This window comes from Bradyrhizobium sacchari (genome assembly GCF_002068095.1).
Lineage (GTDB): Bacteria > Pseudomonadota > Alphaproteobacteria > Rhizobiales > Xanthobacteraceae > Bradyrhizobium > Bradyrhizobium sacchari.
On record NZ_LWIG01000069.1, the window covers coordinates 60,595 to 69,433 of the forward strand.

Sequence of the window (8,839 nt, forward strand, 5' to 3'; positions counted from 1 at the left end):
GCGGGAATCGCGTAGGGCTTGCCGCCCGCCGCCTTCACCTCCTCGATCGCCTGCTCCCAGCTCTTGCGGATGCCGATGTCGAAACCGTCGTCGACGAGGCGCACGTCGGCGCCCATGATGCGCGAGAGCATGATGTTGCCGACGCGGTCATAGACGGCGTCCTCGTGCGGCACCCAGGCCTCCTGCACCAGGCGGCACTTCATGCCGATCTTGGCGGCGACGGCCGCGATCATGCGAGTGTGGTTGGACTGCACGCCGCCGATCGACACCAGCGTGTCGGCATTTGAGGCGATCGCATCCGGAATGATGTATTCGAGCTTGCGCAGCTTGTTGCCGCCATAAGCGAGACCGGAATTGCAGTCCTCGCGCTTGGCATAGATCTCGACATTGCCGCCGAGATGCTTCGACAGCCGCTCCAGTTTCTCGATGGGCGTCGGGCCGAAGGTCAGCGGGTAGCGCGCGAATTTTTCCAGCATGGTCAGGTCATCCCGATTGGCGTTGATCTCCGGATGTGGCTAGCACTGTACCGGGAAAATGTGCTCTCAATTATCGCGGTCGTGCTGCACGAATTCTTGCATCAATAGCGCGATTGGCTAATATTTCTTCCGAAACTGGCTATATTAACGGAAGCTTCTTTCATGGCGGCCCGGCTTGATCGCACTGACCTTAAGATATTGAGATTGCTGCAAAATAACGGCCGGCTGAGCAATGCCGAGCTGGCCGAAACCGTCGCGATCAGCCCCGCCACCTGCCACCGCCGCACCCAGCGCCTGTTTGAGGACGGCTTCATCGCCACGGTGCGCGCCATGATCGCCCCGAAGAAGGTGGCGAAGGGCACGCTGGTGATGGTCGGCGTCGTGCTCGACCGCTCGACGCCGGAAAGCTTCGCCATCTTCGAGCAGGCGGTCGCAAAACTGAAATTCGTGCTCGACTGCCATCTCGTCGCCGGCGACTTCGATTACTTCCTCAAGATCCGCGTCGGTGACATGGAGGACTTCAACCGCATCCATGGCGAGCAGCTCATCGCGCTGCCCGGCGTGCGCCAGACCCGCACCTTTTTCGTGATGAAGGAGGTCGTCGACAACGCGCCGCTGGAGTTCTAGGCATCAGCTATTGATGCGCGATCCGCATCATGAGAGATTCGTGCGATGCAGACATTCCCCTTCCGCCAGCACAATCCGGCCGGGCCGGCCTATCGGCGCGGCTGGGTCGACGAGGCCGTCGCGGCGATCGAGGCCGACCAGTGCCGCACCGCCGACACGCATCTGATCCGTTTGATCGTGCCGGCGCTGTCAGGCATCGACATCTACCTCAAGGATGAATCCACGCATCCGACCGGCAGCCTGAAGCATCGCCTGGCGCGTTCGCTGTTCCTCTATGCGCTCTGCAACGGTCACATCCGCGAAGGCACGCCCGTCGTCGAGGCCTCGTCGGGCTCGACCGCTGTGTCGGAAGCCTATTTCGCGCAGATGATCGGCGTGCCCTTCTATGCCGTGATGCCGCGCACGACCTCGGCGGAGAAGATCGCGGCGATCGAGCATTATGGCGGCAACTGCCATCTGATCGACGACGGCCGCGCGCTCTATGCGGAGGCCGCCGCGCTCGCCGCCCGGCTGAATGGCCATTACATGGACCAGTTCACCTTCGCCGAGCGCGCCACCGACTGGCGCGGCAACAACAACATCGCCGAATCGATCTTCACGCAATTGGCGGGCGAGCCGCACCCGATTCCGGACTGGATCGTGATGGGCGCCGGTACCGGCGGCACCTCGGCCACCATCGGGCGATATCTGCGCTACCGCCAGTATCCGACACGGCTGTGCGTTGCCGACGTCGAGCAATCCGCCTTCTTCGACTGCTTCCGTACACAGGATCGCTCCCATGTCTGCGATCGCCCGTCGCTGATCGAGGGCGTCGGCCGTCCCCGCTGCGAGCCGTCCTTCGTGCCGGGCGTGGTCGACCGCATGATGAAGATCCCGGATGCGGCGACGATCGCGGCGATGAACGTGCTGTCGCGCCGGCTGCGCCGCGTGGTTGGCGGCTCCACCGGCACCAACTTTCTGGCGACGTGCCGGCTCGCCGCGGAGATGCGCCGGGCGAATGCCACGGGCTCGCTGGTGACGCTGATCTGCGATTCCGGTGAGCGCTACCGGCAGACTTACTATGAGCCGGAATGGCTGAAGGGGCGCGGTCTGGATCCTGCGCCATTCGAGGCGACGTTGTCGTCGTTCATCGAGACAGGTGCGCCACTGGCGCTGGACGTCGACGACGTCGTCAATCCGCAGAGCGCATAGGGCCCCAAAGGCTCACAGCTGATATCTCCGTGCGATTTGCGAAATGGCACGGCCCGTCACGGCAACTTCACTTGCCTTGCACGCGCCTGCGGGTGACGGTTGCGTCCTCTCAACGAGGAGATTCCACCGTGCGCCTCCCCATTCTCGATCCCAAGGATCTGACCGCCGAACAGAAGCCGCTCTATGACGACATGCAGGCCGGCATCAAGGATCACTTCAAGGGCTTTGTGAACATGCGCGACGACGGCGCGCTGCTCGGGCCCTGGAATCCCTGGATCCGCGAGCCGCGCTTTGGCAAGCCGGTGTGGGAGCTGGTCAAGGCGATCGCGTCGAACCCGCTGCTGCCGGCCGCTGTGCGCGAGGTCGCCATCCTCGTCACCGGTTCGCATTTCCGCTCCGGCTACGAGCTCTATGCCCATGTGCTGGTGGCCGAGCAGCGTGGTCTTTCCGACGAGAAGCTCGCGACCATCGTCGCCGGCCAGCGGCCGGTCGATCTCACCAAGCAGGAGGCTGTTGCCTATGACATGGCGTCGGCTCTTGTGAGCGGCGGCGTGCTGCCGGAGCTGACATATCGCGCGGCGGTCAAGGAGTTCGGCGAGCATGGCGCGGCCGAGCTGTCCTATCTCGTCGGCGTCTACTGCATGGTCTCGGTCACGCTCAACACCTTCGACGTGCCGGTGCCGGAGTAGACGCAGCGTCCGTCGATCACTCCGCCGCCTTATCTGCAGGCGGCGGGGGCGCCCAGGCGATGCAGCGATTGCGGCCTTCGCTCTTGGCCTGGTAAAGCGCATGATCTGCCGCACCCATCAGCGCATCGATGCCGGACATGCTGACGGTGGCCTCGGCAATGCCGATACTCACGGTGAGGGCGAACTGGATCTTCTCGGCGAAGACCTTTGTGCTCATCACGCGCCTGCGGATGCGCTCGGCCACAATCCTTGCCCGGGACAGGCTGGTCTCGGGCAGCAGCACGGCGAATTCCTCGCCGCCGAGACGGCCGACGATGTCCGACTTGCGCTTGCCGTCGAGACAGGCGGCCGCGACCGCCTTGATCGCAGCGTCGCCCACGGCATGGCCGTAGCGATCGTTGACAGACTTGAAGTGGTCGATGTCGAGCATCAGCACCGCGACGGAGCGGTAGTAGCGCTGGAAGCGGCTCCATTCCGCACCGAGGCTCTCGAGGAAGTGGCGGCGGTTGTAGAGGCCGGTGAGCGGATCGGTGGTGGCGAGCGTCTCCAGCATCGCGGCTTTTTGCGTCAGATCGGTGATGTCGACATAGGTCAGCATGCGCCCGCCATTCGACATCGTGGTGCAATGCGCCCTGATGCGGCGGCCATCCGGCGTCTGCAGGTCGCGCACGTGATCGCCGGCCTTGACCTCCTCAACGCGTCTTGCCGGAAATTTCGCGAGCTCGCTGTTGGGAAGATTGGGCGCGCTGGCGCGATGCAGGCGCCGCACCAGCGATGAATAGGCCGGCCGGCTCGCCGCCTCCTCGTCGCTCACCTCCCAGAACCGCCGCATCCGCCGGTTCATGAAGGTGGCCTGCAGGTCGGAATCGAGCAGCAGGACGCCGTCCTGAACGTTCTCCAGCGCATCCCGCAGCAGCTTCAGCTCGTCCGCGGTGCGCACGATATCGGTGACGGGCGTATAGGTCAGCATGCGGCCGCCGTCGGGCAACGGCGTCACCTGGACGCGCACGACGTCGCCATTGGTCCGGCGCAGGTCGATCGGGGTCGGATCACCGGCCTCGATCACGCGAACGCGCTCCGCCACCAGGGCATCGAGTTCAGGGTCGGGCACCTCATAGGCGCCGGTGTCGCGGCCGTGGTGAAGCAGCGTGAGGATCGATGGATTGCTGTCGGCCACCTGGTCGGGCAGGCGCCACATCTCGCGAAACGAACGGTTGATCAAGCGTGCCCTGAGGCTGGAGTCGAGCAGCACGATGCCCGTCGGCACATGATCGAGCGCGGCGCGCAGCGCCAGCATCTGGCCGCGCATCAGCGCCTCGGACGAGCGTTCCCGCTCCTCGCCGGCCGCCCTCTCGCTGCCCGGCTGCTCGAAGGCGACCCCGACCTGGCGGTCGGAGCGCCAGATCACGCGGCAGGCAAGAATGTCTCGCCCCGCGAGCCTGAGCTGGAACCGCTCGGGCACACCGAGGCCGCTCTCCATCTCGACCGTCGCGGCCTCGTCGGTCAGCCGGCGTACGACGCAATCGATCGACGATTGGCCGAAATTGAAGAAGATCTTCCCAGCAAGGAACGTCCGTTCCGAAACCAAGCGGGACATTCGCAGCCTCCCACACGAAAAGCCGGCATAGTGTGGCGCAAGGTTCGTTGCGGCGAACTAACGCGATCAAGGTTTTGAGATGAGGATTAACGATCGGTTGACGCGCAATGGAGGAACCCCCGTTTCCGGCCGGTAGCAGCCGCCACGCTTTATCGAAAATCCACCACGACTCCGGTCAGTTGCGCACCGCATAGAGCGGCGTGCGCAGCGTCAGCTGGTAGGCCGGCTTCGGCGTCCATGCGATCTGCGCCGTGATGCCGAACAGGCGGTTGTCGTTGTCGTCCATGCGGTCGAGGTCGAGACGCACGGTCGGCTGGGTGAAGGATTCCGCCATCGTTCGGCCGGCGAACTGCGCGCCGCCGAAGGACTGCATACCGAGCCGCCCGGTGAACTTCCAGTTGCTCGGCCATTGATAATAGCCGCCGGCATAGAGGATCGTATTCGGCCGGATGCTGGCGAACGGGCTGGCGATCGTGGTGTGGATATATTGCACGCCGGCGAGCCAGCCCCGCGTCTCGTCCTCGTCCAGCGCGTAGTCGAATTCCAGGATGTTGTTGAAGGAGTTCGTCATGCCCTGCTCGTTCGGCACCGACTGCGTCAGCGTCGATTGCAGCGTGATGGTCGGGATCCTGCCGCCGTTCTGCTGGTAGAGGTCGGCCTGCACGCCGATGTTCCAGCTGGTGATGTCTAAGGACGACCAGCCGCCGCCGATGTCCACGGTGGAGCCCGACACGCCGCCATAGAGCGAGACGCGGTCGCTGACGTCGACGGTCATCGGCAGGTCGACGGCGATGCCTTTTGCCGCCGGCAGGCCGTTCGGCAGCGTCGTGCCGCGTTGTACCGCCAGGGCTTCGAAGGCGGCCGACAGCGAGGTGGTCCCGAAGCCGAGTCCGAGCGTGCCCGCCGGGATCGCCGAATAGATCGTGCGCATATCGAGATAGATGTTCGGCACCACCGGCTTTGCGGGCTTGTCCTCGTCATCCTCGGCCGCCAAGGCGGCGCCTGCAGAGATCGTCAGACAAAGCATCGCAATCGCGGCAGCGCGCCAAGCCGGGTGATGTGATGGGCTGCGGTGAGACACGTGACAATCCGATGCGTGGCGCCCTGATGACCAAACCGTGTCCTAGATGGAACGTGATCGCTTTCGTGGTCAAGCGCTATCCACGATGGACGGCAGGGATATGCGCGGTTACCCTGACGTGATCGCACTGACACGGTCGCCGGCCAGAGTGCAGGCCGGACAATGGAGGACGACAGCCATGAACACGTCACGCCGCATCCTGCTCACCGGTCTGGCGGGGCTCGCCGTTGCTCCGACCGCTGTCGCCGCCCCTGTACCGTCGGCCGAACCCGCCGAGGTGACGGTCGCCGAAGAGCGTTTCGCGCGCACGATCGCGACCGCGCATGCGCCCGATATCACCTGCGCGCGGCAGGCCGAGCGTTACGCTGATGCGCATTGGCCGGAATATGTCGTGGCAGCGCGCGCGGTCATTGGCGCGCGCGTGTGATTTGCGCTTTTATTTCTCCACCGCCCGCCTGACTTGCTCCCCGATCTGCGACAGCACGAGCTGCGCCTGCGGCAGGATCGCGCCCATGGCGTGGAAATTGTGGACCATGCCGTCATGGCAGACGTGCTCGACGGCGACGCCCGCGGTGAGCAGCTTGCGCGCATAGGCATTGCCCTCGTCGCGCATCGGGTCGAACTCGGCGGTGTGGATGATCGCGGTCGGCAGGCCCGCGAGCCTGCTCGCGCGCAGCGGTGAGATACGCGGATCGGCGGCATCGACGTCGCCGGGCAGATAGTCGGCGAGATCGGCTTCGATCGTGATGCGATCGATCAGATGTCCTTCGGCGAATTCCTCGCGCGAGGGCGAGGTCTCTTCGAAATCCAGCACCGGGCAGATCAGGCATTGCGCCACGATTGAGAGGCCGGCGTTTTGCAAGGCCTCCTGGCACACGATTGCCGCCAAAGTGGCGCCGGCGGAATCGCCGCCGACCACCAGCCGCTCGGCATCGATGCCGAGGGTGGGCGCCTCGCGCGCGACCCATTCGGTCGCGGCGATCGCATCGTCCACGGCCGCGGGAAATTTGTGCTCGGGCGCGAGCCGGTAGTCGATCGAGACCAGGCGGCATCCGCTGGCATGCGCAAGCGCGGCGGCGATGCGGTCATGCGTGGCAATGCTGCCGGCAACGAGGCCGCCGCCGTGGAAGAACACGAATCCCGGCGCGGATTCGCCGGCAGAAGCGGGCGAATAGAGCCGGTAGGGAAGTTCGCCGCCGGGACCGGGCAGCATGCCGTCGGAGGCGGTCACGTCAGGCGCCTCAGCGCGCGCGAACTGCATCAGCTTTGCCAGCGATTGCCGCCGTGCCTCGACGCTGGGCCGGCTCCGTCCTTGCGGCCCGGCCGCAGCCATCATGGTCAACAAACGCTTTGCGAGCGGGTCGAGCGGCATGCTGCTTCCTTCTCCCTCATGTGAAAGCGTAGCCTATCTCATGGGAAATGGCAGCGTACCTCTTCTGCGCAGGGAATCATTTAGAAGTTCCGCCAATAGTGACGCTATAGTGCGGCATCACGTCCATGGGGAGGCCGGTTATGGCCGAGATCAAGAAGGCAATCGAATATTCGCCGAGCTGGACCTTCTTCGAAGGCAAATGGCATGACGGCAATGTGCCGATCATGGGCCCGCGCACGCATGCGGCCTGGCTCGGCTCGGTCGTGTTCGACGGCGCCCGTGCGTTCGAGGGCGTCGCGCCCGATCTCGACCTTCACATGGCCCGCACCAATCAATCCGCGATCAGCTTTGGCCTGAAGCCGGTGGTCGATGCCGGCACCTGGCTCGCGCTCGCAAACGAAGGTATCGCGCGTTTCGCGGCGAATGCCGAGCTCTATATCCGACCGATGTACTGGGCGCAGAGTGGGCTCGGCGGCGGCGTGCTGTTCGATCCTGACTCGACCAACTGGTGTCTGTGCATCTACGAGGCACCGATACCGAAACCCGTCGGCAACGCGATCACGCTGTCGCCGTTCCGCAGACCGACGACCGAGTGCGCGCCGGTGGAGGCCAAGGCGGCCTGCCTCTATCCGAACAATTCGCGTGCACTCGCCGAAGCGGCCTCCCGCGGCTTCCAGAATGCGCTGATGCTCGACATGCTCGGCAATGTCGCCGAGTTCGGCAATTCCAACGTGTTCATGGCCAAGGACGGCGTCGTGTTCACGCCGGTGCCGAACGGCACCTTCCTCAACGGCATCACGCGCCAGCGCGTCATCAGCCTGCTTCGCGGCGACGGCGTTACCGTGGTCGAGAAGACGCTGCGCTATGCCGACTTCCTCGCCGCCGACGAGATTTTTTCAAGCGGCAATTTCGCCAAGGTCGCGCCGGTGATCCGTATCGATGAGCGCGAGCTGAAGCCGGGCCCGTTCTACACCAGGGCGCGCAAGCTCTATTGGGACTTTGCGCATGCGGTGAAGCTGGCGGCGTAGGTCTCGCTGCTTCCACGTACTCCGTCATTGCGAGCGCAGCGAAGCAATCCAGAATCGTGTCGCGGTGACAGTCTGGATTGCTTCGCTGCGCTCGCAATGACGAGCTTGTGGGAGCATCGACATCCACAACGTCAAGCCGCGCCACGCCTCATGAGTCCCGCCTCCGAAACCGGCTGAACTGAAACGCCTGCGTCGAATCCCACGGCGTGCGGTGCGTCTCGCCCCGCGTCTCGACCAGCTCGAACGCCGGCCCGAGTTCGGCCGCAAGGCTCGCGCTGTCGTGGCGCTGCACCGGCAGGCCGCTGCATTTCTCCGGACCATCGGGTGCGAACGTCGCGATGATGACTTGTCCGCCGGGCGCGACCGCCGACCGCAGGCGCTCGACGTAAGCCGCTCTGTCACCAGGATCGGTCAGGAAATGAAACGCCGCGCGATCGTGCCAGACATCGTAGGTCCTGGTCGGCCGCCATGTGGTGGCGTCCGCGACGATCCAGTCGACCGTTGAAGCGGCTGCGCCGATGCGCGTTTTCGCAACCTCAAGCGCGTTGGCGGAGAGGTCCAGCACGGCGAGACGGCGATATCCGTCCTGAAGCAACGCATCCACCAGCCGCGATGCGCCGCCGCCGATATCGATGATGGCTGCGTCATGGTCGGAGTTGGCTGCGCGAATCATCGCGAGCGAGGTCGCCGGGCTGTCCTGATACCAGCTGACCTCGGCCTCGCCCTTGGTGGCGTAGACGCTCTCCCAGTGCGTGGTGCGGTCGGGCATGGCGGCTCC

10 protein-coding genes are annotated in these 8,839 nt (G+C 64.8%); 5 read left to right on the top strand and 5 right to left on the bottom strand.

The genetic code is table 11. The features are described 5' to 3' along the window. Positions 1 to 476: pyridoxal-phosphate dependent enzyme (locus tag A5906_RS45875; RefSeq protein WP_245327147.1), on the bottom strand; the 476-nt coding region annotated here is incomplete at its 3' end. A gap of 162 nt (positions 477 to 638) precedes the next feature. On the opposite strand from A5906_RS45875, the gene A5906_RS39885 reads away from it, so the two are divergent. From A5906_RS39885 to A5906_RS39895, 3 genes are all read left to right on the top strand, one after another. Next, positions 639 to 1,103 (top strand): Lrp/AsnC family transcriptional regulator, encoded by a 465-nt coding sequence (locus A5906_RS39885; protein WP_080140531.1) that lies wholly within the window; start codon positions 639 to 641, stop codon positions 1,101 to 1,103. A 45-nt stretch (positions 1,104 to 1,148) separates the two neighbouring features. Further along, a complete protein-coding gene (locus A5906_RS39890) occupies positions 1,149 to 2,294 on the top strand; it encodes a PLP-dependent cysteine synthase family protein (RefSeq protein WP_080140532.1) in 1,146 nt (381 codons plus the stop codon). A 128-nt stretch (positions 2,295 to 2,422) separates the two neighbouring features. Next, positions 2,423 to 2,983, top strand: coding sequence for a carboxymuconolactone decarboxylase family protein (locus A5906_RS39895; protein ID WP_026312077.1), 561 nt, complete (start codon positions 2,423 to 2,425; stop codon positions 2,981 to 2,983). 16 nt (positions 2,984 to 2,999) lie between these two features. Here the strand turns inward: A5906_RS39895 and A5906_RS39900 are convergent, their stop codons facing one another. Both A5906_RS39900 and A5906_RS39905 read right to left on the bottom strand, forming a co-directional pair. Further along, complete coding sequence (locus A5906_RS39900) at positions 3,000 to 4,580, bottom strand: sensor domain-containing diguanylate cyclase (protein ID WP_080140533.1); 1,581 nt, start codon at positions 4,578 to 4,580, stop codon at positions 3,000 to 3,002. A 175-nt stretch (positions 4,581 to 4,755) separates the two neighbouring features. Then, positions 4,756 to 5,607 (bottom strand): hypothetical protein, encoded by an 852-nt coding sequence (locus A5906_RS39905; RefSeq protein ID WP_080140534.1) that lies wholly within the window; start codon positions 5,605 to 5,607, stop codon positions 4,756 to 4,758. A 232-nt stretch (positions 5,608 to 5,839) separates the two neighbouring features. Here A5906_RS39905 and A5906_RS39910 point away from each other — a divergent pair, with 232 nt between their 5' ends. Continuing rightward, the gene (locus tag A5906_RS39910) at positions 5,840 to 6,088 is read left to right on the top strand and encodes a hypothetical protein (RefSeq protein WP_080140535.1); all 249 of its coding nucleotides are present in this window, start codon (positions 5,840 to 5,842) and stop codon (positions 6,086 to 6,088) included. Positions 6,089 to 6,097: 9 nt separating this feature from the next. Here the strand turns inward: A5906_RS39910 and A5906_RS39915 are convergent, their stop codons facing one another. Continuing rightward, positions 6,098 to 7,033, bottom strand: a complete 936-nt coding sequence (locus tag A5906_RS39915; protein WP_080140536.1) for an alpha/beta hydrolase — start codon at positions 7,031 to 7,033, stop codon at positions 6,098 to 6,100. 140 nt (positions 7,034 to 7,173) lie between these two features. Between A5906_RS39915 and A5906_RS39920 the strand changes: the two genes are divergently transcribed. Then, positions 7,174 to 8,061: a branched-chain amino acid aminotransferase gene (locus tag A5906_RS39920; RefSeq protein ID WP_080140537.1), complete on the top strand. Its 888-nt coding sequence runs from the start codon at positions 7,174 to 7,176 to the stop codon at positions 8,059 to 8,061. Positions 8,062 to 8,209: 148 nt separating this feature from the next. Here A5906_RS39920 and A5906_RS39925 read toward each other — a convergent pair whose 3' ends face one another. Further along, positions 8,210 to 8,830 carry a class I SAM-dependent methyltransferase gene (locus A5906_RS39925; protein ID WP_080140690.1) on the bottom strand — a complete coding sequence of 207 codons (621 nt, stop codon included), beginning with the start codon at positions 8,828 to 8,830 and terminating at the stop codon, positions 8,210 to 8,212. Positions 8,831 to 8,839 lie beyond the last annotated feature (9 nt).